Origin of the sequence: Desulfuromonas sp. AOP6, from assembly GCF_009731355.2 — a bacterium.
GTDB lineage: Bacteria > Desulfobacterota > Desulfuromonadia > Desulfuromonadales > SZUA-540 > SZUA-540.
In genome coordinates this window covers 1267331-1293999 of the sequence record NZ_AP022810.1, presented here as the reverse complement: position 1 = coordinate 1293999, position 26669 = coordinate 1267331, and the positions used below count along the sequence as shown (strand labels likewise).

General features: G+C 55.5%; 18 protein-coding genes and 1 riboswitch. Of the genes, 5 read left to right on the top strand and 13 right to left on the bottom strand.

Annotated features, from left to right (window positions below):
- Genes AOP6_RS06080 through AOP6_RS06065 form a run of 4 tightly spaced genes read right to left on the bottom strand, consistent with a single transcriptional unit; the run spans position 1 to position 3587 of the window.
- Positions 1 to 813 carry a methyltransferase domain-containing protein gene (locus AOP6_RS06080; RefSeq protein WP_155875707.1) on the bottom strand — a complete coding sequence of 271 codons (813 nt, stop codon included), beginning with the start codon at positions 811 to 813 and terminating at the stop codon, positions 1 to 3.
- The gene (locus tag AOP6_RS06075; RefSeq protein WP_155875706.1) at positions 810 to 1613 is read right to left on the bottom strand and encodes an alpha/beta fold hydrolase; all 804 of its coding nucleotides are present in this window, start codon (positions 1611 to 1613) and stop codon (positions 810 to 812) included. Before AOP6_RS06075 ends, AOP6_RS06080 begins: the two co-directional genes overlap by 4 nt.
- Positions 1610 to 2785, bottom strand: coding sequence for an 8-amino-7-oxononanoate synthase (gene bioF / locus AOP6_RS06070; protein ID WP_225897367.1), 1176 nt, complete (start codon positions 2783 to 2785; stop codon positions 1610 to 1612). The genes AOP6_RS06075 and bioF overlap by 4 nt, the downstream gene beginning before the upstream one ends.
- The gene (locus AOP6_RS06065) at positions 2760 to 3587 is read right to left on the bottom strand and encodes a 6-carboxyhexanoate--CoA ligase (RefSeq protein ID WP_155875704.1); all 828 of its coding nucleotides are present in this window, start codon (positions 3585 to 3587) and stop codon (positions 2760 to 2762) included. The genes bioF and AOP6_RS06065 overlap by 26 nt, the downstream gene beginning before the upstream one ends.
- A 178-nt stretch (positions 3588 to 3765) precedes the next feature.
- Between AOP6_RS06065 and AOP6_RS06060 the strand changes: the two genes are divergently transcribed.
- The 3 genes from AOP6_RS06060 to AOP6_RS06050 all read left to right on the top strand — a co-directional run bounded on the left by AOP6_RS06060 (position 3766) and on the right by AOP6_RS06050 (position 9433).
- Positions 3766 to 4929, top strand: a complete 1164-nt coding sequence (locus AOP6_RS06060; RefSeq protein ID WP_155875703.1) for an MFS transporter — start codon at positions 3766 to 3768, stop codon at positions 4927 to 4929.
- A gap of 374 nt (positions 4930 to 5303) precedes the next feature.
- Positions 5304 to 6323, top strand: a complete 1020-nt coding sequence (locus AOP6_RS06055) for an HD domain-containing phosphohydrolase (protein WP_213194789.1) — start codon at positions 5304 to 5306, stop codon at positions 6321 to 6323.
- A 143-nt stretch (positions 6324 to 6466) separates the two neighbouring features.
- The gene (locus tag AOP6_RS06050; protein WP_155875701.1) at positions 6467 to 9433 is read left to right on the top strand and encodes a DUF748 domain-containing protein; all 2967 of its coding nucleotides are present in this window, start codon (positions 6467 to 6469) and stop codon (positions 9431 to 9433) included.
- A gap of 93 nt (positions 9434 to 9526) precedes the next feature.
- On the opposite strand, the gene AOP6_RS06045 is transcribed toward AOP6_RS06050, so the two are convergent.
- From AOP6_RS06045 to AOP6_RS06015, 7 genes are all read right to left on the bottom strand, one after another.
- Complete coding sequence (locus AOP6_RS06045; protein ID WP_213194788.1) at positions 9527 to 9868, bottom strand: c-type cytochrome; 342 nt, start codon at positions 9866 to 9868, stop codon at positions 9527 to 9529.
- A 191-nt stretch (positions 9869 to 10059) separates the two neighbouring features.
- Entirely contained in the window at positions 10060 to 13062 is a 3003-nt protein-coding gene (locus AOP6_RS06040; RefSeq protein WP_155875699.1) for an EAL domain-containing protein, read from the bottom strand.
- Between the two features lie 122 nt (positions 13063 to 13184).
- Positions 13185 to 13260: riboswitch (cyclic di-GMP riboswitch) on the bottom strand.
- A gap of 274 nt (positions 13261 to 13534) precedes the next feature.
- The gene (locus tag AOP6_RS06035; protein ID WP_155875698.1) at positions 13535 to 14560 is read right to left on the bottom strand and encodes a peptidylprolyl isomerase; all 1026 of its coding nucleotides are present in this window, start codon (positions 14558 to 14560) and stop codon (positions 13535 to 13537) included.
- A 28-nt stretch (positions 14561 to 14588) separates the two neighbouring features.
- A complete protein-coding gene (locus AOP6_RS06030) occupies positions 14589 to 15395 on the bottom strand; it encodes a cytochrome c3 family protein (protein ID WP_155875697.1) in 807 nt (268 codons plus the stop codon).
- A gap of 44 nt (positions 15396 to 15439) precedes the next feature.
- Positions 15440 to 16282, bottom strand: coding sequence for a thrombospondin type 3 repeat-containing protein (locus AOP6_RS06025; protein ID WP_213194839.1), 843 nt, complete (start codon positions 16280 to 16282; stop codon positions 15440 to 15442).
- 242 nt (positions 16283 to 16524) lie between these two features.
- A complete protein-coding gene (locus tag AOP6_RS06020; protein ID WP_155875696.1) occupies positions 16525 to 19920 on the bottom strand; it encodes a PKD domain-containing protein in 3396 nt (1131 codons plus the stop codon).
- A gap of 30 nt (positions 19921 to 19950) precedes the next feature.
- A complete protein-coding gene (locus tag AOP6_RS06015) occupies positions 19951 to 20307 on the bottom strand; it encodes a cytochrome C (RefSeq protein ID WP_225897366.1) in 357 nt (118 codons plus the stop codon).
- A 578-nt stretch (positions 20308 to 20885) separates the two neighbouring features.
- Between AOP6_RS06015 and AOP6_RS06010 the strand changes: the two genes are divergently transcribed.
- Both AOP6_RS06010 and AOP6_RS06005 read left to right on the top strand, forming a co-directional pair.
- Positions 20886 to 22295 (top strand): histidine kinase, encoded by a 1410-nt coding sequence (locus tag AOP6_RS06010; RefSeq protein ID WP_155875694.1) that lies wholly within the window; start codon positions 20886 to 20888, stop codon positions 22293 to 22295.
- Between the two features lie 33 nt (positions 22296 to 22328).
- Complete coding sequence (locus AOP6_RS06005; RefSeq protein WP_155875693.1) at positions 22329 to 22997, top strand: response regulator transcription factor; 669 nt, start codon at positions 22329 to 22331, stop codon at positions 22995 to 22997.
- 132 nt (positions 22998 to 23129) lie between these two features.
- Here AOP6_RS06005 and AOP6_RS06000 read toward each other — a convergent pair whose 3' ends face one another.
- Together AOP6_RS06000 and AOP6_RS05995 are read right to left on the bottom strand one after the other, a co-directional pair.
- Entirely contained in the window at positions 23130 to 26021 is a 2892-nt protein-coding gene (locus AOP6_RS06000) for a PKD domain-containing protein (RefSeq protein ID WP_155875692.1), read from the bottom strand.
- 18 nt (positions 26022 to 26039) lie between these two features.
- Positions 26040 to 26405, bottom strand: a complete 366-nt coding sequence (locus AOP6_RS05995) for a cytochrome C (RefSeq protein WP_155875691.1) — start codon at positions 26403 to 26405, stop codon at positions 26040 to 26042.
- Between the last annotated feature and the right edge of the window lie 264 nt (positions 26406 to 26669).

Genomic DNA, 26669 nt, shown 5'->3' with positions numbered 1-26669 from the left:
TCAGCCGCCTTTTACTCCACATCCATAGATGACATGATAAGTGGCCGGAATCCCTTGAGGACCGCCATGCCGCCGGGTGTAGTGTTCGGTCATGCACTGCATGACCTGTCGTGACGCCAGGCCGTTCGGACGATCTGCGGAAGCATTCTGCGCACCTATCCCCTTGAGAGAGCGTAACAACCGGGCAACATCCCGATGGTATTCGACCTCATGTTCCTCAAATAAATTTATAGAGGCAAAGTTCTTTCCCTCCATAGCGTCGCTGACCGCCTTCAGGCTGGGAAAAGTCTGAAAATGGGAAGCTCTTTCACTCCCTGCCTGAGAGAGGGCAAAATAATGGGAATTCTTCAACTCAAAGAGGGTTTCTTCCCCGAAAAGAGCAAAAGCGAAAACACCCCCAGGCATCAGCACCCTGGCGGCGTCAGCAAAGGCTTTTTCCAGGTCATCCACCCACTGATAAACAGATGCCGAACAAACCAGAGAGAAGCACTCTGCGGCCAGGGGAAGCGCACAGCCATCAGCATCGAGAGCCAGGGCTTCGGGCAGACGCAACCTGGCCTGGCTGGTCATACCGTGGGCAAGATCGGAAATGACCAGGGTGGACTGAGGACACAGGGGGCGCAGGGCCGCAGCGAGAAGGCCCGTACCGCAGCCGATGTCCAGCACGGGGCCGCGGAAAGGGGCCCGCTCATGCAGCAACCCGACCAGACGCTCGATGACCCGCGCCTGCACCACGGCATAGCGCTCGTATTCCTGGGCATGACTGGAAAAATGACGTTGCACGCGGGAACGCACAGCCGGGGATGCGGTCATGGTAAAAACTCTCTCCACAGCGCAAAAACTTCCTCTGGCGAACTCAGAAATGGGGCATGGCCAGCCGCAGGCAAAGCAGCGAGGCGGGCGACAGGCAGGTGGTTAGCCAGATAGGCTCCGGCTGCAAAAGGGATAATCCGGTCCTTTTCCCCATGCACGACCAGAACAGGCACATCAATATCAGCCAGAGACGCCCTCTGATCGGCCGTAGCCAAGGTGTCCAAGGTCGCGAGCGCCACCTCGCCAAGGGGGAGACGACCGGCACGCACGGCAAAATCAACGACACGCCAGAATCGTTCCCGCGACATTTCCCCTTCTTCGAATTGTTGGGCGAAAAAGTCTCCCATGGCCTTGCGATAGTTGCGGCGCAGGTCGCGCGTCATCGCCTTGACCTGACCGCTGGGAAGTCCCGCGCTCCAGCCGTCGCCGGCCACGAAACGAGGCGTCGTGGATTGCAGAATGACTCTGGCAACCTTCTCCTTCAACCCGCTGGCCAGTTGCAGGGCTACCTGTCCACCAAGTGACCAGCCAAGCAGAGACACCTCGCCCTTCACCATCTTTTCCAGCCAGATGGCCACATCGCCGGTCAGGGCATCAAGCCCGTAACCTGGCCCAGGATCCGACTGGCCGTGTCCACGCAGGTCAGGAACCAATACCCGGAACGAGCCAGAAAACGCCTCCACCGCTTCACTGAAAACGGCAGAGGACATACTCCAACCGTGCAGCAGGATCAGCGCAGGCCCCGACCCGGATTCCCGATACGCCATCCGGCGGCCGTCCGGCAGCACAAAAGTCTTCATCGGAATACCCCGGCCATGGCCTGCAGAATGAGGTCGGCGGCTCTTTCCAGGTCACCGGGAGCATGGGTTGCCATAAGGGTAGCGCGCAAGCGACAGTTCCCGGCAGGAACCGTCGGCGGACGGATGCCCTGGACAAAGATGCCGGCAGTCAGCAGGCTTTGCGCCAGTTTCATGGTCGGCGCCGGCTCGCCGGTAAGCACCGGCACAATCTGCGTGGTGCTCTCTCCTGTCGACAGCCCTCCCCTTTGCAGGCGTTCGGCAAAGAGGGCCCGATTGCTCCAGAGCGCCAGACGCAGGCTTTCGCCTTCGACACTTTGCACGATGTCGAGGGCGGCCATGGCCGAGGCAGGGATCGAAGGCGGCAGGCTCGTGGAAAAGATAAAAGACCGCGATCGGTTGATCAGGGTGTCGACGATCACCCGGTCGGCCGCCACATAGGCGCCAAAACAACCAAGCGCCTTACCCAGCGTTCCCATGTGCAGATCCACCTCTTCCAGACAACCCAGGTGCTCGGCGGTGCCCCGCCCCCCCTCGCCAAGCACGCCGGTGCCGTGGGCGTCGTCGACCATGAGCAGGGCGTTGTATCGTTTTTTCAGGCGAACGAGGTCGACAAGGGGCGCCACATCGCCGTCCATGCTGAAGACGCCATCAGTGACGATCACCCAGCGGCCTTGGCGGTCTTTTTCTTCCCGACTCAGCAAGCATTCGAGCGCGGCCGCATCTCCATGGGGATAGATCACCGTCCTTGCCTTGGACAAACGGCAGCCATCGACAATGGAGGCATGGTTGAGGGCATCGGAGAAAATGACGTCATCGGGACCGAACAGCCCCTGCAGAAGGCCGGTATTGGCGGCATAGCCTGAATTGAACAACAGGGCCGCCTCGGTCCCCTTGAAGGCGGCCAGTTTCTCTTCAAGTTGTGCGTGCGGTGTCATTGAACCGGAAATAAGGCGGCTGCCCCCCGTCCCGGCACCCCAATCTCTGACGGCTTTGGCAGCGGCCTCGATCAGGGCGGGATGACTCGCCAGACCGAGGTAGTTGTTACTGCACAGCAGCAACACTTCCCCTTCTGCAAGCAAGACCTTCGTCCCTTGCGAACTGTCTACGGTGCGCAACGCGCGAAACATATCCTGTTTCTTCAGAATTTCAAGCTCTTCGGTCCAACAGCTCACGCAGCGTCTCCAAAGCGATGGGGGGATGCAGGTGGCCGAGGCCATCAGCCAACCAGGGGGTTTCTTGCAGAAAAAATATCAGGGAGGTCAGATCTCGCAGCGCGGGGGGCACAAAAAAAGCACGGCCGCCGCGATCCTCACCCAGAGGTTTGAGATGGGGGAAGCGGACATAACCCAAGCCGGGTGCCGCCACATAACCCGCCGTGTAGTCGGGATCATCGGACCAGCAGAGCTCGGCGAGCACCTGCCCAGAAGCCAGGACCTTGCCAGCCAAAGCCAGGGCTTCGCGAACATGGTCGTTGTCCAGTCCCAAGGTTTGCAGGGCACTGCGCAAGGCGTCCGTAGTTGCCGGAGTCAGACCAAGCCGACTGACCCGCACCCCGCGGGAGGTATCAGGTTCAAGGCGTTCACCACTGACAGCGTCAACCAACATGGCGCCACGCATGGCCTTGTTGCCAGGAGCTGCCCCCCGCCCGAGATCCTCCATGCTTCGTGTGATGGCGAAATTGGAGACCCCGGCCCAGCGAAGCAGTTTTGCTGCCGCCTGACGACCGTCCAGATAATCAGCGACAGGGACGGTGACCAGATCAGGGAGGCGACCCCTTACCACCTCGGTATCGGTGAGGTCATCGATGCTGATCCGGATACTATGCGCCTTACCCTTAGAATGGCCTAGGGCCCGCTCCACAAGGTCTGCCGCCGCTCTCTTGAGCTCAGTTTCGCTCACCAGTGCCTCGGCACCGGAGAGATGGGTATCCAGCCGGGTGGCGTGCATACGAATGCTGTAAAGAGTTGACTCCATGGCGGCGAAATTAACACGGCTTTTTAAAAGGTGTCAACCGTCATGCCTTGGACGGTTAACAATTCCTCCCCGGCCTCTTTCATGATTTGCCAAAACAGGGGATGTAAACATCGCTTCCTTGACCTTTTCCTAAGAGCGACTTATAAGGAATCTTCCTCCAGCAAAAAGGTAAAACCCCATGCTGTACACCACCACCTTTCTGATGATGTTTGTGGCCAACCTCACGACGGTCTCCTCGTTTACGGCCTTTTTCCTCTTTCCCCTTTTTATTGGAGAGCACGGAGGGAGTCAGGGAGATATCGGTATCATCATGGGGACATTCGCCCTTGCATCCGCCCTTTGCCGTCCCTGGATATCGGAGATGGTTGACCGGATGGGCCGCAAAAAGAGTTATACGTGCGGCTGTTTCATCCTCGTTCTCATGCCCCTGACCTACCTCACCTTTTCCGGGTCGCTGAACGATTTTTATTGGCCTCTGCTCGTCGTTCGCGTAATTCATGGGATCGGCATCGCCATCTGCTTCACTGCGGTGTTCACCTATATGGCGGACATCATTCCCCGAGACCGCCTCAATGAAGGACTGGGGATGTTCGGGACATCGGGACTTATCGGTCTGGCCGTAGGTCCCGCCCTTGGTGAATGGGTGCTACGCCATGGAGAATTCGCGCATTTTTTTGTTATGTCCTCAGCCCTGGCGCTCGTCGGACTGCTGGTCCAATGGCCTCTTCGCGAAACGCCTGCTGATCCCAGTCACGGCAAGGCCCCTTCCTTTTTCACCTTGTTCCGCCGGCAAAAACACGTGATTGTAGCCGGCCTCGCCCTTATTTTCGGCATAGGGCAGGCAGCCAGCGGCAACTTTGTAGCGCCCCTTGCTGAGGCTCGCGACTTGTCTCCGATATCCCTGTTCTATCTGACCTACGCCAGTTCGGCCATCATGATTCGGTTTCTGGGTGGGAAGCTGGCGGACCGTCTCGGTGAAATTCGCCTGCTCCCCTGGGCTCTGGCCATTACCGCCATTGGTCTTTTTACGCTGGCTCTGGTCCAGAAAAACTTTGGGCTTGCCATGGCAGGCCTTCTTTGTGGGGTCGGGCACGGCATGCTCTTTCCCACCCTCAACAGCATGGCCATTCGTCATGAAAGTTATCAAAATCGCGGAAAAATCACGGGAATCTTCACAGGAAGCATCGACCTGGGTCTTTTTTCCGGATCATTTCTGCTGGGCTATATAGGAGAGATAGCCGGCCCTTCCCTCTTGTTCCTTGCGGCAGGTGGCGCCCTGCTGCTCGGCCTGCTCGGTTTTCATTGGCTGGGAGCCAAAAGTTTTTCGGCTCCTTCAGCGTAGCCGCTCCATGCCACAGGTTACACTTGTGCCTCCCCATTCAATGCCTGGATGACACAACTTGACGGCATACCTGGCGCCACCTTTCTGGCAGGTCACCCGAAAGTCCTTTAATATGGGCTACCTGGAGAATCGACCCAGGAAAACCCCATTGGCATGACTTTTGGAAGTCTCTGCTGAAGAGCGTCCAGAGAATGACCAGCCACACTGAGGATCGCCGCATAACTTTACATTCGGGAACAACTTTATTCTCTGGCCGTTCGTTGTTCCAGGACGCGAAAGGGACTATTTTTGTTCAAGAACGTCCCCAAAACGGCACCCGTCCTTGCAGGCGGGGTCGCACAGAAACCCATGTCGACTCAACACGCCGAGAATCCATGCTGAACAGACAGGAAGACCTGACATCTAAGCTGAGTCAAATTACTCCGGCCCAGCAGGGATGGATATCCATCGGGCTGTCCCTTCTGCACGAGGAGCAGTACGCACCCTGCGACCTCTATCGCAAGGTCAGCGCACACCTGTGGCGCATAGGTGAGCCGGAGTATGTTCTCTTTGCAGGAAAAGGCCTGTCTTTTGGTCGGGATATCCAAAAAAAACTGGCCTTTTATGGCATTCAGAATCTCTTCATCCGGGAGAAAGATGCCCATCTTTATTACGATTATATTCAGAAGGTAACCCAGGAAATTCTGCACGATCCGGTTAGCACCCCAGAGAAAAAAGCTGGCGCCGTCTACGATTGCTGCCGCGAAATCATGCGCAAAGTCTACGATGATCCCCGGGCTCCCTTTTTGCGCCTGGCGGAGGAGGTCATCACTCCTACCGTCGACCTGATCATGAGCGATGACCGCACGACCAACTGCCTGGTCAAGCTGGCGGGCTACGACAACAACACCTTCACCCATTGCACCAACGTCGGTATTTTCGGTATCGCCCTGGCGCGCTCCTATTACGGCGAAAAAGCCGAGGAAGACATCCGCCGCCTGGGGGCCGGCTTTTTTCTGCACGACCTGGGCAAATGCAAAATCCCCCTCGAAATCATCAACAAGCCGGGTCCTCTTACCCCGACCGAACGGGAAATCATGCAACAGCACCCTCTGGCTGGCCTTGAAATCCTCAAGAAAAGCCCAACGATCAGTGAAGAAGCCAAACTTGTCGCCGCCCAGCACCACGAAAGGGACGACGGCAAAGGATACTCGAGCGGCCTTGTGCGCGTGGAGATTCATCCCTACGCGCGCATCTGTCGCATTGCCGACATCTACGAGGCCCTCACTTCCGACCGTTCCTACCACAAGCGCCGTACCACCTTTGACGCCCTGAAGATGATGAAAGGGGACCTGGTCTCAGACCTGGACCACGAACTCTACAATCACTTCATCCGGCTGTTTGCCATAGGATAAGCATCCTCTTTTTCTCAGCCCCTCTTTTGCCTGCTTAAAAGCCACGCCCCCCTTGCGTACTCCCCTTCTGTGTGAAACAATTTCAGAGATAGCTTTCCAGAAATAGTCCCCATGCCCTTAACTTCACCAAAGGAAGACCAACGATGCCTCCTTCTGTCCTCTTTTTTAAACAAATGCCCCGCTGGCAGAAAATTATCCTCAGCGGCGTTATGGCTGTGGCTCTGTACAGCCTGCTCGGATTCGTCATCCTTCCTCTCATCCTGAAGCCTGTGCTGACAAACAAACTATCCGAGGCCCTTGGCAGGAACACGGAAATTGCCAAAGTGCGACTGAACCCCTATACCCTTTCCGCCACCGTGGAGGGCTTTCATCTTTCCCACAAAGGCGATTCTACACGGTTCATCGCCTTTGATCGTCTTCATGTGAATCTGGAAAGTCTTTCCCTTTTCAAAAAAGCGCTGATTCTACGATCCATATCCCTGTCGAATCCGGCCGTTGACTTTAGCCGTCTGCCCGACAACACTTTTTCCTTTTCCGATCTGCTGACAGAGCAGAAGCCCGATGATCCCCCCCAAGCGAAGAGGGATAAACGGCCCTTTCTCTTCTCCATCAATAACATCGAAATCGATAGCGGCACCATCCGTTATCGGGATATTCCGAAAGACACCGTCCACCAGATTGGTGATCTCCGACTGGCCATTCCTTCCATCTCCAACCTGCCGAGCAATATCGAAAGTTTCGTTGAGCCTGTTTTTTCTGCGGTTGTTAACGGCACGCCGGTTACCTTTGCCGGAGGAAGTAAACTTTTCGCCGAATCCCGAGCGACGGATATCGACCTTAAAATGGAAGGAATCAATATCCCCGAGTACCTGGCTTATGTTCCCAACCCTACGACATTACGGCTTAAATCAGCCTTGCTCGACCTGGACACCAGGCTTTCCTACCTCGATCGAGCCGACGGTTCCTCCCGGCTGGCCTTGACGGGAACATTGACCCTCAGGGAACTGGAAGTCACTGACCAGGAAGATAAAACCTACCTTCGTCTTCCAGCCACTACGGTTGTTCTGGCGGATTCCGATTTATTGGCGGGCGATATCCACCTGGCCCGGATCGATGTTGATTCTCCCTATTTTGAACTGATCCAATCGTCAGAGGGGAAGTTGCTCCCCCTGTCCCTGCTTCCTGCAGGTGAGAAAAACACAGGCTCTCCTCCATCGCCCGGCGAGGATACCAGCGAAGAAAACAACGGCCCTCCTGCCTGGGCATTGACCGTTGATGATTTCCGCTTGCGTAACGGCGAAGTTCTGTTCAGAGATCATTCCCTGAAAGAGTCCATTGCTCTAGGTGCCAGTGCTGTAACCCTTGAGGCCAGGGGGCTTTCTACGCTGCCGCGGACGGAAGGCAGTCTCACCTTTGCGCTCGACCTGAACAAGCACAGCAAAATCAATGGGGAAGGTACTCTCTCCCTGACTCCCTTCGCTCTAAAAACCAAGGTGGATGTCGCCTCTGTCCAACTGGCCGATTTTCAACCATACGTCACTGAATATTCCCATGTCCTGGTAGCCGACGGTTCCCTGGCGCTGCAAGGTGATCTTGTTTTCGACCAGGAAGGACAACTGCGTTTCACCGGTGCCAGCGCGATTAACCGTTTGTCGACCAAGGACGACATTCAGGGGGAAGATCTGCTGACCTGGAACGCGCTGCGAATTAACGGCATCGCCTTGGAACTGACGCCGTTTAAGCTTGATGTCGCCGAAATTCGGCTGGACTCTCCGACAATGAATCTTGTAGTTCGCGAAGACGGGAGTATCAACCTGGCGAGCCTCGCCAGGAGTGACGGGCCAACGACATCGGCAAAGGAAAAGGTCTTGAATGCCGAGGAAGAGGCGGCCGCAGCAGCACCCGAACTGCGTATCGACAGAGTCGTGCTCAGCAAAGGACTCGCCAGGGTTCATGACCGTAGCATCAGCCCGAGCTATGGCCTCACCATCGACCAGCTGCAAGGGGAGATCACTGGTATTTCCTCGGAACCTGCCGCTCTGGCCCAATTCCGTTTTGACGCCAGGATCGACCAACAGGCACCCCTGATCGTCTCGGGTACCATGAATCCTCTAGCGCCTCTTCCCCAGCTGGATCTGGCTATCGATTTTAAGAATTTCAATCTGAGCCCCTTATCCCCCTACTCGGGTAAATACGTGGGCCACAAAACGGAAAAAGGCAAATTGAATCTGGATCTGCATTACGATATACGGGGAAGTCAGCTGGAAAGTGACAACAGGGTTTTTCTGGATCAATTTACCCTAGGTGAGCGTGTGGAAAGCCCTGATGCCACCAGTCTGCCGGTCAATCTGGCCATCGCCCTGCTGAAAAACCGACAGGGGGAAATCAGTCTGGACATTCCCGTGCGAGGGGATCTCAGTGACCCGGAGTTCAGCGTCGGTGGGGTCGTTCTGCAGGTTCTGGTCAACCTCATGACCAAGGCGGCAACAAGCCCCTTTGCCCTGCTCGGCAGCCTGATCCCCGAGGGCGAGGATTTGCAGTATATCCCCTTTGAACCGGGTGAGACCAGTCTCGGCATGGCCGCCCTGGATAAGCTACCCTTGGTCGCGAATGTACTGCTTGAACGGCCAGGCCTTAAAATGGATCTTGCCGGGCAGGTGGACCTCGTGATGGATAGTCGGGCCTTAGCCAAAAAACAGTTGCTTAAACGGATCAAACTGGAAAAACTCAAATCGACCCGGGTAAACACCAGCAAACCCGATGAGGATATCCCTCTCAGCGAGGAAGAGTACGCCTTTTACCTGGAGCGGATCTATCGGCAGGCCCTGCAGAGTTTGCCACAGGACGCTCAGAAGGTTCAAACGCCTTCTTCACTGCCTGAGCCGGCTGAGACTCTTGAACAGAGAGAAAGTTTTCTGCTCGACACCATGAAGATATCTGATGAAGACCTGCGTCTTCTCGCCATAGGTCGGGCGAACAGTACATTGGAACACCTGACGGGCGTCGGTCAGGTGGACTCCGAACGCCTCTTCGTCATAGAACCCCAGATATCCTCGGTTGATGAAAGCAAAATGAATGGACAGGCTGTGGTCAAACTTCTGATCAAATAATACTGTCCCCAGAATGGGTCAGTGAAACCAAAAAAGCCGCCCTCTGATAGGGGCGGCTTTTTTGGTAATGCTTTCTTGTTGGCTAAAATTGACCTATTTCGGATCCCAGCAGTCAGCCGCCTTGGACGAAAAGACATCTGAGGCGTTCAGCATGACGAACTCTTTGATCTTATCAAGATTGCGATCGCCGATATTCTGCCAGGCTTCGGCATGGTTCTTCTGTTGCTCGGCTTCAAAGAAAGTACGCCATTCGTCCGCCGTGCGGCTCTGGGGCGTCAAAGCGACGGCGCGCCCTTCAGATCCATGGCAGGTGCGGCAGTCCTTGCGGAAAAGATAGCGGCCACGGCCGCCACCAGCGTCGGATGCGGCCAAAACCGGGGCCACAAAAACCAACAAACCCAAAAGCAGGGCGGTCATTTTCATTACGCGTTTCATCAACATTCCTCCTTCAACGTTTTTAATTCTCCAAACCAGGCACCATCGTCAGATAGTCAGTATCTGCCCAGGCAAACTCCGGGAGTCTGCCGTAGAATGACCGACCCACAATATCTATATTTTGCAATTAGTTCAAGACTTATCTGCCAGAAGGGTTTTGGCAGGAATCGGGAGAGGATCAAGAGCAGAAATCAGGATTTTGCAACCAATCGCCCCTGAAAAAGACCGCCCCTGAATACCCTCGGCATATCCCGGGCGGCCAGGGGCCGTTCGAGGTAATAGCCCTGCATGGTAAAGCAGCGAAGGGTTGTCAGTTGATCGATCTGTTCCATGGTTTCAATGCCACCGGCAATAATTTCAAGATTGAGCTGGCGCGCCTTTCGAATCATTTCTTCGAAGTGACTCTTTTTGTCCTGCCCGACGAACAGGGTTTCGGCCGCGCCATGGGAAATTTTCACCCGATCAATGGGAAAGTGCTTGAGATAACGCAGGGGAGCATAGCCTGTATCAAAGGTGTCCACGGTCAACTGGATGCCCATATCTTTAAAATCCTGGAGAATTCGGGCCAAAGACTCGGTATTTTCCATAAGAACGCTTTCCGCCAACTCCAGGCCAAGGCATTGGGGGCTCAGCCCCGTGCGGGCAAGAGTTTCCTGCACGACCCGACTGAAGTCAGGATCGCGGAAATGATGGCTCGAAAGATTGACCGATACCCTCACACAGGGAAAGCCTTCTTTCTGCCAGACCTTGTTCTGTGCACAGGCGGTTTCGAGCACCCATTCCCCCAGGGGGCGGATCAGGTTGGTCTCTTCCGCTGTGCGCAGAAACTGCAGAGGAGAGATACTTCCACGTTCGGGATGCCGCCAGCGTAGCAGGGCTTCGATCCCTGTGAGCTGGCCAGAGCGCAAATCAAACTGCGGCTGGTAGACCAGATAAAATTGCCCCCCTTCAAGGGCCAGGCGCAGCTCCTGTTCAATGTGGTGCCGCTCGAGAGCCTGCTGCCCCATGTGCTCGGAATAAAAGTGATAGGCATTCCGTCCCTTTTCCTTGGCAGCATACATGGCCATATCGGCGCTCTTTTTCAAAAGATCGCCCTCGTGGCCATCGTGAGGGCACAGGGCAATGCCGATACTCGTCGTGATGTATATCTTATGTCCTTCCAGATAGAAAGGCGCCGAAATGACTTCCAGAATCTTGCGGGCGACGGTCTCTACTTCCTGGCGGTTCTTTGTTCTGACCAGAAGAACAACGAATTCATCGCCACCCAGCCTGGCGACCATATCCCCTTCCCTTACGCTGGTTCTCAGCCGCCGTGATACCGACTTAAGGAGCAGGTCTCCCATCGCATGACCAAAGGTGTCATTGATATTTTTGAAGCGGTCGAGGTCGAGGAACAGCATGGCCAGCTGCTGGCTGCCGGGCTGACCGTGAGAAAAAAGTTGCTCCAGGCGCTCTTCAAGACGACTGCGGTTAGGCAGTCCGGTCAGAGCATCGTGATAGGCGAGGTGACGGATTTCCTGCTCGGCCTTTTTACGCTCCGACACATCACGCGCCACCCAAACCACCTGAGAGACGTCTCCGGCCTCATTCTTGATGGGCGAGGTGAACACCTCAAGATGGCGGATATCGCCGTGGGCATCGGTCACGGAATAGTCGGCCTGAGCATGAGAACCACTTTTTTCGCTCTCTTCTATGGGGCAAAAGGCATCATGGGGGTTGAAAGACAAGGGTTTCTGAGGGAGAAGTTCGTAACAGGAACGGCCGATGACGTCTTCTTCACGAAGCCCCACACTTTCAAGAAAAACCCGGTTGACCGACGTGAAAGTATAATCGGAGGTCTCAATGATCGCCACGCCATCCCGGATGCTGTTCAGCACCGTTTTCGCCAGCTGGTTCGACTCCCGCAGAGCACGCTCGGCCTCTTTCTGTGCCGTGATGTCTTCGACAAGTTCAATGAAACGATGAGCTCTGCCAGTCCCATCAAAAATGGGGAAAGCCTGAACTCGGACGACCCTGGGGGATCCGTCGGCATGATGGCCGACAATTTCTTCCCGAGCTGAACGTCCGCTTTTAAGGGCGATAGCGCCGGGGCAATCGATGCACGGCTTTCTTCGGTGTTTTAGCTCTCTGAAGCATTGACGCCCGACCAGAGCGTCGGCGTCCTTGTCAAAAATACGCGCGACTGCGGAATTGGCCATGAGGATCGTAAAGTTTTCGTCAACGAGGGAAACCCCGAGTCCCAGATTCTCAACCAAGGCATGACACTGGGCCTCAACCTCGCGACGTTTTCGCCGCACAAGGGATAATTTACTCAAAATACCATAGGTTGTCAGACCGAAAATTAACGTAACCAAAAAATTCCAGTGCAGAAAATAGCGGATTGCTCCCGTTCCGCCCTGATATATTTTTCTGGGCATCTGAGCCTGCAGATAAAAGGAAGGTTTTCCCCAAAGATCTCTCAGCGGCAGGTAGCCTATATTCACCCTGTCATCTTGAGCAACCACCACCCCGTCGCGCGAAGCAAACAAGTCGGCAAAGATGGCGTCTTCACGCCCTGCCGTACTGCGGGTTGGCAGAATCGTCAGTTCCATGTGGCGTTCGTGGGCCAACCGCTCCACCTGAGGGCGGTCAAAATTCCTCCCTAAAATCAGCAAACCGCGTGATGGGCCATCCTTGGTATTGGGAAGAACGTGCTGCACAGCCAGCAGCATGGGTTTCCCGGCAACGGGCACAAAACCGCAAAGGCCACTACCCTGTACGGTATCTTTAAAAAGTCGGCCCTCTTTTACCAGATGATCAATGCCCTCCCAATCGACAGGCACGGCAGCATTTTCATGATAATCATAAGATCGGGCGAAGAGGATCTTCCCGGAGGGGTCAATGAAGGCAAAAAGATTCAGTTCGAGCTCACTGAAAAGGGTATCGCGGAGATGGGAGGTGATAAAGTTCAGGTTGTTTTCCTGCATAAAGTGATAGGCGTCGTCCCAATGAGCCCAGTCTCTCGAAACAGTGGCAAGAAAGCGCCGTTCATCGTCCAGCGTTTCCCCCATATGAATCAGGCTATCCCTGGCGGATTCCTGATCCAAAACCTGAAAGCTGTCCTTGAGAATGACCCTTGAGGTCACAAACAGGGTCAGATTCAGAATAATAACGGCCAGACCTACATGAAAAAGTTGTTTCCAACGCAATTTCATGACTTTCTCTTCCCGAATGGAACATGCGCGAGCTCACGCCAGCCATAAAAAACGCCCACCTCGAAACCGAAGGTGGGCGTTATGACTTTTCCATAACGTATCCAGGGAAGTTTAGTACCCACTTCGGCAACCCGGCTGTCCTGTATCGGATCCGTGGCTTTGCGTCACCAGATCTCTCTGGTTTTGCTTTTTTCGGTCAGGCGAGAATTGTGCGATGGTACGGACATTAAAAAAGCAAAAAACGAGCCCCTTGCTGCTTTCTGGCCATTATTTTGGCCTAACCTCTGCGGGAAAGAGAGGACCTGCCTTAAATAGCTGAATCTTTATGATCATTAGCCAGATTCCTTCACCATTAAAACTGGCAGCTTCATACCGGAATTCACTGATGTAATGGCAGTCCTTCGACTATTTGAAAAAGTTTGCCTCCATTTTCCACACAAAAGATGGTCATATCACCACATTAATGGCGTTTTCACAAAGGATGCGTGCTTTTCTCTATCTGTCCCCCTACTCCAGGGCGGGCGACATCAACCGCCTCGATCATTTCCACCTTGCAGGTTTCCTGCAAAGAGGTTATCCAGTCGCTGTAAAGGGTTTCATACCTCTGTCTTTCCAGGTCCCGGCGAATATCGTCTTTCTTTTCCTCGTAGGAAAGCTGTACCGGGTCCTTGATCTCGACAAGTTTGAGCACATGGTAACCATATATCGACTCTACCGGGCCGGAAATTTCACCGGGCTTCATCTGCAGGATAGCTCTTTCAATATCGGCAATAAGCTGACCTTCATGAAAGTACCCCAGATCTCCTCCCACAAAACGTTTATCATCTTCGGAGTTGTAGTAGGCCAGATTGTAAAAATCCTCGCCTGACTTGCCGCGTTCTGACAGGTTTTTTGCTTTTTCCAGAAAGGGAAGCTTCTGTTCCAGAGTCAGTCGCGGGTCCACCTTGATAAAGATCTGGCTGGCTCGAAACATGCGGGGCCTGAAAAAGCGATGACTGTTGGCCTGATAGAATGCCATCACCTCTTCCTCCTGCACACTGACTTGCTGTGCAATCGCGATTTCTTCGGCTTTTTTGGCTATCAATCCCCTGTAGACGGAGGCTCGCAAAGCCGACACGCTTTCTCCCTCCAGGGCTTCGGCCAACAAGGCGGGGGTCGGAAATTTTTCCCAGACGGGCTGAAGGCGCGCCTCCAGTTCCTCCGATGATACCGTGATTTCATTATCCAGGGCATATCGGACTTTCATCCCCTGCTCGATAAGTTCCCTCAAGGCTTTTTCCTTGATTTCTTCCAGCTTTTCTCTGGATACGCCTCCATGATAACTGGAGTTCAGGGGCAGAATGCGGCTGACCTGTCTTTTGAGCTCGTATGTGGTAATCGGAATGCCGCCAACCCGGGCTACGACACTCTCGTCGGCCATGACATCCTGGGTGGAGAGCAGCAGAAAAAAACCGATAAGCGACAAACTTCTTAACGCTAAGAAATACCTGAAGGACATAAACAACTCCTATCCGATAAAGGCTGAATCATTTGATATGGCATTCAAAACAGAGAGAGCTGCCTCTGTCATTGACCACCAAAAGATTTTTCTCCCGGGAAAATACATTATGGCAGGAACCGCAGCCAATTTTTCCTTCAAAGAGGGTGATGTAAGGGGCCAGGGCCTCCGGGGATCGCAGCTCCCTGTCCCGCATCGCCGCTCGGCGATAATCGATGCCGATGGGATGGGAAAGTTTCCGCTGGCTGTAGGTTATCGGCTCGTTTTCCCCCTCAACCCGGTAGGAGGTCGCCGAAGCAATGACGCCGTCATGACAGGCCAGACATTCGGCGGAAACAGAGTCAAGAAGACGGGTCCATTTTCTTTGAGCAGATGTGGTCTCGCCTCGGAAGTGGGCTCGTCCGCCGGTGCCTCCGTGCCGCCCTTCTGCAGGCAGGGAGTAATTGTGACACTGCTGGCAGAAAAGTTGGCCCCGATATTTCGTCCGTAGCAGGTCGCCGCCGCCCATCATATTCTCGCCATGCGGATCATGGCAGGTTGCACAGGTCATGCGTCCCGACCAGTCCAGCGACATTTCCTGAGGCACCTCGAAGGAAGGCACCATCCCGGTGGGGTGGGAATACACAGCGGACACATGATGGCACTCCATGCATAGGAAATCGATGCTCCTTGTGTATTTGCCAGGCCTACCGTCCCCCTTGAAGGTCAGGTGACAGGATTCGCAGCGGTTCGCAAAGTCGTGAACCTGCCCTCTCCCCCACAGAAAGGAAACCAGCAGAATGACCCAGGGGACACAGAGAGTAAGCCACAGGAGGTAACGTTTCAACTTTGGCACGGAACCATCCCTATTGAGGTCTACCGGTGAATAATGGCCTCGTTTCAATCGAGACGAACGCAGCCCCGCTCATCAACCGGCAGGCCCGGCGGATTTTGCGGACATTCATCCTGCGCGTCGGGGACACCATCACCATCGCTGTCCCTCAGACAACCCGCTGCATCAACGGAAGCGCCCTCTGGAGTATCGGGACACCGGTCGAGGTAATCTGCGACGCCGTCGTCATCCGAGTCAGGAGGGTTATCCGGGCAACCATGGCGATCCACCTGCATAGTGCGTGGCGTTTCAGGGCAGCGATCCCGGGAATCGGACACGCCATCTTTGTCCGAGTCTTTCGGGATTCTCTTTTGTTCGGCCTGATTACCGCCCAAGAAGATGGTGATCCCGCAGGTCGCTGTAAAATCATTGTAGTGGTCCGTTGACATGGGCAAAAGATGACGCACATCGGCTCGCAGGCCGAACAAGGAGCCGAGCCGATAAAAAGCCCCTCCCCCGTAAGCTACAACAAAATCGGCGTCTGGGGAACCAGGAGGATCGAGAACCCCGGCCCCAAGGGCCAGAAAAGGGCGAAAGACCCCCTGCTTCCGCAAACCGTAAAGGGCCTCCAGACGCCCTCCGTACCCTTGCTCACTGTGAGTGCCCGAGCGAATCTCCATCCGCGAGAGGTCAACTTCCAACGCCAGAGTCTGAAAAAGGGTGGACCCTGGTTGAGTATAGCCTAGCTTGATTCCATAAAGAACAGAATCGCTTGCAGGACGGCCGCCATCAGGAAAATAACCACCTCCCATGAGAGTCCAGGAGAGTTCCCTGTTTTTACTGGAACACTGCCCGGAGGCAGGCAGAGCAACCCAAAGTATAAGTATCAGGAGACAAACAGACCACTTCATGGAATCAGATCCAAGGGAAGAGAAAGGGCTGCCCCATCTGGCAGGAAATTGATCAAAAAAACATATGGATTTTGCTGTAAATTGGACACAAAAATCGTTCCATCTCGACGCAGGTGATAATAACGTACAACCTATTCAGGAAAAAAGCCCGGAACAGAATCCGGGCACATCGTCATTGCACGACAGGAAAAGTTAGGTGTATCCGGGTCCGGCCGAAGCCGGACCCGGTCTAGGGTTGATGGTTATTTAACCAGAGTAACCGTGGCTGTCTTGTAGTCGACGCGGGTACTGCCGTTGTAGACATAGACACGGGTCAGGTACTGGTAATAAGTCCCCTTGTCATAAGTCGATACGGCTCGGAAAGCCTTGGTCACCGTCAGATCAGGCTGGTCGTCCGTCACCCATTCATAGGTACCGTCCCCCCAGTAGAGCAGCAGACGGGTGTGGGTCGGCATGTTGGCGAAGGTGACTTCGGCGCTGTTGGTGCCGGCAATCTGACTGTAGCTGATGGTGGTATCGGGTGCCGGAGCCACAACCTTGACGTACTTGGAATCGGTGGCTCGCTTGCCTTCCTCATCTTCGACATACAGCGTCACCAGGAAGCTGCCGGTCTTGGTAAAGGTGTGGCTGGCGGTGGCGCCGGTCAGGGTCGTACCGCTGCCGTCGTTGATCAGCCAGGAATACGCGAAGGTTCCCTGGGTGTTGGCGCTGACATCAGCGACAAAGTCAAAGGCCGCATTGACCGTAACCTCGGTGGTCGGTGCCGAGAAGACGGCCACAGGATCCACGCCGATACCGAAATCAGCCGGGTTGCTGAGAGTGTTCAGGTAGGCAACCCAGGCAGAACGATCAGCATAGACCGTCCCGTCAGCAGCCGTGTAGGAGGATTCAGCGGGGTAAAGAGCCACGCTGCGATCCAGATCCGTCACCCGCTTGTAGGCCCCAGCCGGCTCAGGCGTGAAGGTCTTGGTGGCGGCATCCCAATTGCCGAGTTCTTCGAAGGGAACTTCCAAAGCGACACCATCCTTGGTGGCAATTTCAGCCGCCGTGGTAAGGTCGGTCGCTTTGGCGACGATGACAAGTTCTTCTGCTCCAGAGGCCATAAACTGACCGCCGGCGTTCGCCTTGATGGCGGTACCGGTCATGTTGAAGCCGCCATCGAAGAAGCCTTTGCCTGCAGCATGACAATCACTGCAGTTTTTGCCCAGCACGAACTTGTCGGTGCTGCGTACGTTGTGGGTGATCATGAAAGGAGCGCCGCCGAGCAGCAGCTCGGTGTCGGTCCAATCCTTGCCATCGACAGCAGGGGCGATGGCATTGCGGTAGGCCTTGTAGGCTTCGATTTCTTCCGGCGTGGAGAACATGATGTTGCCGCCGTAGACACCGACATACTGCCAGGCACCGGTGAAGGAGCCGTCGGGAGCATAGGCGGATTGATAGGCGCCGCCGCCGAAGCCGACAGGGATGGGAGCAAACCCACTGGGGCCGAAGTTCAGACCGGCCTTGAGGTCACGCTGAATCCAGGGATCATAGTAGGTTTTCTGTACCATGCCGGTGTAGGCAGGATCCGTGGCGGGATCGTAGGTCAACGCATGACGCCCGGTCTGACCGTCGCCGTTGGCATCCACGGTGGAACCGATGTTGTTCCACAGCGTGGCGGTGATCATGTTGATCTGCATGATCTTCCGGCGCCAGTTCGGATCACTGTTCTGATCGGACATCCCTTGTTTCTGCCAGGCATAAAGCGGCTGCCATTCGGTGGCATTGCTGCCCGCCGGCATACCCATACCGAAGGGATCGTCGAACATGCCCAGCATGCCCTGGGACTCGTCGAAGCCCACCATGGTCGGGAAACGATGACCTGAGGTGGAATCGAGCAGGCGTGCGGCCATCTGCTTTTTATAGACATGGCAGACCGTACAGTCAATGATGTCAAGGTGATTGCCGGGCACGAGACCCTGCGGACCAACAGCCTGAACCAGATTGGCGGTCAAGCCGGCGGCCTGGTGGGCAGCGGTTGGGTCGGGCGCACCAAAGGTGTTGATCGCCACGCCATCGGAATTTTTGCCGGTAACGTGACAGTCGGCGCACTTTTTCACCGTGTTGTTTGAGTCGAACATCACTCCGTCAACAAGCGTACCGTTTTCAACGCCGCTGGCCGCATCGAAACCGCGACCCGGGTCGCACTGGCTCTTGCCGTCAAAGACGATGCGGCCTTCCGCATCATACTGATCGACCTTGGTGGTGTTTGTATCCATGTGGCAGCCTTCGCAGCCCATGGCCAGATGCACTTCCTGCTCGGCATTGCCGAAGATATCGCCACGCTTGAACCACTCGGCGCGGGGGAAAGGCACGATGCCCTTCTTCAGAGCGTTCTGGTCCATGAAGCCGGTGGGATTGCCGCTGGCGTCAAGCAGGGGCGCCTCGAAATAGAGAGGGCCGGTGCCCGCCGGATTGCCGCCACCGATCTCCTTGGCCATGAGAATCTGCATGGCATTGGGATCGGACCAGTCGAAAGTGGCCGGATCGTAGGGATCCAGCAGCTCGGCTGCCGGCATGCCGTTGGGGCCAAAGGGGAAGATGCCCGTATTGTAGACCGTGGGCCCCATGGCGGCAGGGAAGCCGATGGAAGGGATGTAGGCCCAGTTGCCACCGATGATCCCCATGCCGGCCATGACGTCGCCAACGGTGAGAATCCCTGAAGTCGGATAGGCCAGACCTGGCGGATAGGGCGCTCCCAGAGGGGCTTCTGTCCAGTTCCAGGTATTGCCGAAGGGAGCGTTAAAGTCGAAAGACGGCATGGCCAGACCGGTAAAGGACTGGGAGAAGTTGCCGGTATAGACCATGGGCGCCGAAGAGAGGAAATCTCGCATCATGTCCGGCAGATCTTCCAGGGAGCTTGGCGCATGGCACTGACGGCAGTTGGCCTCATCCGGATTCCCCCGCAGATTGCCCAGGGCATAATCGCTCAGGCTGACGAGGCCGTTTTGATCCATAGTGACCATGGCTGGCGCGCCCATCAGGGTCTTGCCATTGCCTGCATCCACGGTATAGCCCTGGTAGGTGGGGCTGAGGCTGTTGGTGTCCATCAGGCCAGAACCGGCCATGGGAGCCGCGTTATGGGCACCACTGTAGGTCATCACCGAGGCCATGAGGTTGTTATAGCCCTTAAAGTGACAGTAAAGGCAGTCCATCTCCTTGACGTTGGGCATCAGGAGTTGACCATCGGCCACGGGCATGGCAGAGCCATCGGGCAGGGTCATGGTCATTGCCTGGCCCCAACCCTGCGGAGCCGTCACAGGTTCCATGCCCTCATAGACCGGGTAAGCCCAGGGAGCCTGGGCGACCACATGTTGCGGCAGTCCTGTGTCTTTGGTGAACAGCTCGAACACATAGTGGTTGTAGGCATTGTAGGGCGTGGTCAGCGAGAATCCTGCCGCGCCAGGGTCCATACCGCCGGCGGGATTTTTCATCGAGAGGCGCACACCGTTGCGGTCTTTTTCACCAAAACCGCCGCCGACGTGGCAGGTGCCGCAGTAAACCGCCATGTCCCAAGTGGTCAGGTCGGTCTGAGCTAAAAATTCTTGTTCCGTATAATACTTGTCATCAACTGCGGGTGTTGCAGGGTTCTGATCCATGAAGTTCGCCACCTGGCGAAGAGAGGGACTTCACCACTTGCCCCACATGGCCCCGGACTGCGTCCAGGGTTTGATGACATTGGGATCGTCGATTTTGAACTCGCCATCCGCCGTGTCCTGCCACTCGTGCATGCCCAGGGCGGCGTGGAAGGCGTGATCGGAGATCTGCGTATACTCATGACAGCCTCCGCAGGTCTGCTTGGGGCTGTAAGGGAAACCGCGTAAGGTGTTGGGATCGACCTGGACCGGCATCTTTTCCATGCCGTACTGCATGGCCAATTCTTCATAGGTATAAAGCGTCACCGGCGGGTGGGCGGCAAACGCCAGACCGGCACTCAGGGTCAGGCCGGCTGCCGCCAGCGCCCCACCGAGCACCCATCTTGTCAAACTCCTCCTCTTCATTGCGTCTATCCTTTCTTCATCATTTGTTAGTTCCACACAATGCGAATGCAATAAAAATGAAAAACCGAAGTTCCTTCGACCTTCCTTTCTCCGCAGACCCAACGAGACGATTTTGGGGATCATCCAGGCTGGGCAAGCGGTTTGCATAGGGATAAGAGAAAAGAGCTGACATCCTGTATAGCAACCACGATACCAAGCATACAGATGACCCAGGCCACAAACGGCCGCCAAATGAGCCGCAAAGAATGAGAAAATTCTATCCTATTGATATTAAAGAATATGGATGAACGATTCCCTAGAATGACGGCTTCATTTTTTTTGAAATATTTTTTCATTCTGGGGCTTAACCCCCAGGCAACACAGGTGCTTTTACCTAAGTTTTTGGGGCATTTTCAAAGATGCCAGTGAGGCCCGGCCCCTCAGTGAAAAACAGAGGCGGGGTGGTTATTTGACCAGACATGGGTAAATGACCATAAATAAATGTTCAGGCCCTGAACTTGCATAGATGAAGATCTATTCACAACAGGAAAGGCACCATCATCCTGACAGGAGGTCACCAAACCATGCAGATTGAAACGGAGTCCAGCCTGGGGACAACCATCGCGGAGAACCTCACCCTGGGAACTTACGTCTGTCAGGACAACAGGCTCATCTACCTCAACCAGCGTTTTGCCGACATCTTTGGCTTCCCTAATAAAAACAGCCTGCTTCAACAGGACCTGTTCACGGAAGTCTATCCCGATGCGGAGACCCTGGACCTCTTTAAAGACATGCACGACCGAATGATTTCCGAGGACATTTCCCACACCGGCTGGGCGCAACCATCCGCGCGCGTGGATGGAACCATCTTCTGGATGGAGATCGAGACTAAAAGAGTTGAATTCAATGGGAAGCCGGCTATTATCGGCACATTCAAGGATCAAACCGACTGCCAGGTCATGGCCGAGGCCATGGTCATCTCTCAACAAACTTTGCGGCTTCTGCTGAATGCCATGGAGGATCGTGTCTACGTGGTCTCAGAAGACCACAAAATCGTCTATGCCAATAAAAAAATGCTGGAATCCTGCCAGGGCGACATCAGTACAGATCCGTGTCACAAACTGTGCCGGGGCTTGAACTCTCCATGTGACGATTGCAGCCGCGATGAAGTTTTCAAGTCAGGAGAACCGCTGTACAAGGAATTTTTCAACCAGGCCAACAGCGCCTGGTATTCGGTCATTGAACTGGGCATCCGCATGCCGGGGCTTAACCAACCTGCCAAACTGGCAGTGGCCCGCGATATCACCAGCCGGAAAGAATCGGAACAGCGAATACGCGCACTATCCCACCGTCTGCTGAACGCCCAGGAAGAGGAGCGCAAATTCATTTCGCGGGAGCTGCATGATGACCTGGGCCAAAGGCTCAATGCGGTAAAAATGGCTACGGAAACCCTGGCTGAAGATCTTGGCTCTCAACCCGAGGACATTCAGAAACGGTTGATGGCCATCAACGCGAATATCCTCTCGGCTATCAACTCCGTGCGAAAACTCTCCGGCGCGTTGCGACCTTCCTCTCTTGAACGGCTCGGCCTGGTCGACGCAGTCCATGACCACATGGAAAAGGTCAAATCGATGCACTCCCTGTCTATCGACTTCAAGACGGGGGGGATGAAAGAGGTCAAACTGAGCAGCGACGCAGAAATCAATATCTATCGCATTATTCAGGAGGCTCTGAACAATGTGGTGAAACACGCCGGAGCCAGACAGGTGACCATACGGCTTACCGCCTCCCACCCCGACATTCTGCTGCGCATTGAAGACAATGGTGCTGGCTTCAACCTCCAGGATCAGATGAACCCGATCAACAGTGGCAACAAACTCGGGCTGGTAGGCATGTTCGAAAGAGTCCAGTTTCTAAACGGCAAGTTCAGGGTCGCTTCAGCGCCGGGAAAGGGCACCCGTATTCTGATCGAAATCCCTATCACGGGGAATTGATTCTAACCTCCACTGCATTGACAGGAAAATCCCATGACTCCCAAAAAACGCGTTCTACTGGTTGACGATCACCCGCTTTTCCGCGAGGGACTCAAAAGTCTGATTGCCCGCACCGGCAGCTATACGGTCATCGGCGAAGCGGGAAATGGTCAGGACGCCCTCAGGCTGGCCCAGGACCTGCGGCCCGACCTCATGACCATGGATGTCTCGCTGCCGGATATGACCGGCATTGAAGTGACGCGCAGCATCTCCCAAAGTCAGCCCGGAGTACGGATCCTCATGCTGAGCATGCATCCGCGTTTCGAATATGTGGCTGAGGCTTTCAAGGCCGGCGCTCATGGCTACGTGGTCAAGGAGGCCACCAGCGCCAAACTGGTCCAGGCCATGGACACCTTGCTGCGCGGCGAATTTTATCTGGATGGCAATGTGTCCCAGGAAGTTGTGGGACAGCTCGTTTCAGGCGATGGCAAGGAATCGGCCAGTGACGAACGCTACAGTCTGCTCTCCCCCCGCGAGCAGCAGATCATGCGTTTGATCGTAGAAGGGCACACGACCAAAGCCATTGCCGAACAGTTGGGCCTCAGTCCCAAAACCGCCGAGAATCATCGGGCCAATCTCATGAAGAAACTGGAAATTCATAGCCGGGTCGAGCTGGTGCGCTATGCGGTCAAGCTGGGATTGGTGGATCTGGAAACCCTGTAAATCGGCCTTGGCACTACACGGCAAAAAGCCCGGGAGTTCATTCCCGGGCTTTTTTATTTCATACCGACACAGTGACAAAACATTTCTTGCAGGGGCCCGGCTGCTGCCGGGCCCCTTTTTTATCCTACGTTGTTATTTTACCAGTGAAACAGTGGTGGTCTCGTAGTCCACCCGTGTGCTGCCGTTGTAGACATAGACGCGGGTCAGGTACTCGTAGTGATCCCCCTTGTCATAAGTCGATACGGCTCGGAAGGCCTTGGTCACTGTCAGCTCTGCCTGGTCGTCCGTAACCCACTGGTAGGTACCGTCCCCCCAGTAGAGCAGCAGGCGGGTGTGGGTCGGCATGTTGGCGAAGGTGACTTCGGCACTGTTGGTACCGGCAATCTGCGTGTAGCTGATGGTGGTGTCGGGTGCCGGTGCCACGACCTTGACGTACTTGGAATCAGCAGCCCGCTTGCCTTCCTCATCTTCGACATACAGCGTCACCAGGAAGCTGCCGGTCTTGGTGAAGCTGTGGCTGGCGGTGGCGCCGGTCAGGGTCGTACCGCTGCCGTCGTTGATCAGCCAGGAATACGCGAAGGTTCCCTGGGTGTTGACGCTGGTGTCGGCCACGAAGTCAAAGGCCGTGTTGACCGCAACCTCGGTGGTCGGTGCCGAGAAGACGGCCACCGGATCCACGCCGATACCGAAGGCGGCCGCGTTGTTGAGAGTGTCCAGATAAGCGAGCCAGGCGTCGCGACCGGAGTAATCGACACCATTGATACCCTTGACGGGAGCGGCCTTCCACTGGGCGTTGGCAATCATGAAATTACCCGAATCCGCCTGGGGATGCAGCCGAATCTGGTACCCAGCATCGGCCGTAAGGGTGATCCCCCCGGCGCCATTGTCGGTGATGGTGAATTCAAAATCACCCGTGGCAAACCCGCCCAGATTGGCCAGCAGAGCGGTCAAATCGGCCACGTTGCCGGAAATGGCCCGGGTACGGGTGGTGATGACACCCGTTGCGGTATCCTTGGCCTGAACCTTCAGCAGCCACCCCTTTTCGTTACCGGCAAACCCGATAGCTCCCGTGGAGCTGTAGGCATCCGCGAAGTCGGCGTTGGTCATGAAGGTGCCTTCATACAGGGTTTCGGAACGATCGACATCCCGCACCGTCTTGTAACTTTCCGGTGTCCCATCCCCATCGGCATCCAGACTCAGGGTGCCGTTAGTCGCCGACACGGCGATAGAGCGATTGGCGACCTTGTTCTTGGTATTGGGGTGGAAGTCCGTGGCCTGTGTGGAGCCGTTGGCCTTGGTGTAGGGGACGAAGTCATCATTCCAGTACATGGTCATGTCGTCTCCGACCATGCGCATGGCACCGCGATAGAATTCAGACCCAGCGGCATGGCAGTCGGCGCAGCCATTTGCGCCCCAAGCCAGCGCCGCGGGGGAGACACTGTGCTGATCCTTGAAGGGGACTCCCATGAAGGACAGCTTGGTCTGCGCCTTGCCGGTAACGCCGGCCCAGGCGTCGACCGCGGCGTTCATGGCGGCGACACGGGCATCGATCGCCGCCGCCGTCACGTTACCGTGTGTATCTTCGGTGAGGGACTTCCAGCCGTTGGTCTCATTGACGGCCAGCACCTGGGTCATGAGCAGCGCATCCATGCCGCCGCCACGCCCATCGAGGTTGGCATCGAAGTCGATGTCGTTTTTATCACGATAGAACATGGTATTGAGGATACCTACCCGCAACAGTTTGCCATTGTACCAGGCCAGCCCGGTACGATCGGTCATATTGTTGCGATCGACGAACTCGTTCTCATGGTCGGCCAGACGCCCGACCGGATCGGCGCCGGTGGCATCGACCACGGCACCGCCGGTGTTCCACACACTGCTGGATATTTTGCGGCTGTGACAAGCCGAGCAATCCATCAGGTCGATGTGACTGATGTTGGCGACGCCGTCAATGCCGCTCTGCACGATACTGGCGGTAAGGCCGGCAGCCTGGTGAGCCGCGGTGGGATCGGGCGCGCCGAACTGTTCGGCGCCATTGGTGCCGGTGAGGTGACACCCCTCACAGCCCTTAAAGGCCACGTTGTCATTGCCGTTGTAGAGAGAACTGTAGGGCGCATTACCCTTGGCCGGATCGTGGCCGAGCAGTCCCGTGCCCATGAACGGATAGGCTCCGCCATCCTCCGAGGTAAAGGGACCAGGCTGAGCGGCCGTAGGCATGCGCTCGTGGCAACCCATGCACCCGTACATGTAATGGACTTCGTAATCGTGCTCGGCTTCCCAGTGATCACCGCGCTTTTTCCAGTCCACGGCGTATTCACCCATATGACAGGAGGCGCAGTTCTCGGAGGCCGGCGTACGTTTGACGAAATTAGCGAAGAAGCCCGAAGGAATAATGGCATTGCCATTCACGTCCTTGGCCAGCTTGGCGGGGTCATAAACAACAGTGTTACCGTAACCGGAAGGAGCCTCGTCGGCCGTGGGGGCCCATACCACCGCGTTTTCCGTGGCGAACCCGGCGCCAACCGCGCGGGTGGCATCGATCTTGGCCTTGCGCAGCACGGTATTACGCTCTTCATACTGGTAGCCCTGCAAGTGACACATGAAGCAGTCGACTTCCATCACACCCGTGTTGGCGTAATCGATATGCATTACTTCATTCTTGTCGCCATCGCCATCGACGTCGTAGTTGTCGATGAAGTAGTTGAAGGCAGTGATATCGGTCTTGAGAATCGGGCCGAAACCATTGACATCGACGCTCTTGATATCCCGCAGGGGGGTGCGGGCGCCCAGCACAGTGTAGGGCACATACTCCATGGCGCCGCCGCCGACGTGACACTCGCCGCAATCCATGATGTTGCCGGCCAGCGACAGGTCGACCTTTTTAGCAAAGTCAGTCAGGTCAGTGTATTTGAAGGGTTTCATCAGTTCGCCGGCACTGTTCAGCAGCGAATTGACTTCATTGAATTTACCTGTTGCAGGATCGTAGCTGGAGGTACCGCTGTTACCGTCGAAAAGTCTCGCCAACTGGCGAGCGGAAGGCGGTCACCACTTGCCTACGTGGCCGGGGCTCTGCACCCAGTTCTTGCCTTTGGGTGCCACACCGGACTTGTAGGTGTTGGAAGAATCGGGGTTCCACATATCCCAGCCCATCTGCTGGTTGGCCCCGATCTGGACATGGTAGGAATGCTGCTCAATGTTCGAATAGATGTGACAGCCACCGCAGGTGTTCTTGGCGCTGTAGGCCGGCTGCGGGCCGGCGGCATCCAGGTTAATAAATTCTCCCCCTGGCCCGCGCAGGACAACATCGGGATGCACCAGGGCCAGGGCACTGCCCGCCCCCAGTAGACAGACGATCAGCGATGTCAACATCAGCTGATACGTTCGGGTACTTTTCAAAACCTTTATCATTTTTATGCTTCTCCTTGAGTATCACTTGTTGGATTTGGTTCGCGTTTTCTGTCCAATACGAGTGAACTTTTCTGTGAGAGGGCCCCTCCATGGGCCGGAAATCGATCTATGGGTTTTTGGGGAACGCCATAAAGTGATTCCGGCTGTTAAAGATTTTGAGCCGAACGTTGGTACCGATATGTGCACCAACTGTGCCCTTACACAGTCCAACATGCCAAATCCCGCAGTTATTTCGCAAGTTACCGTTATTTTAATCTTTTTTAT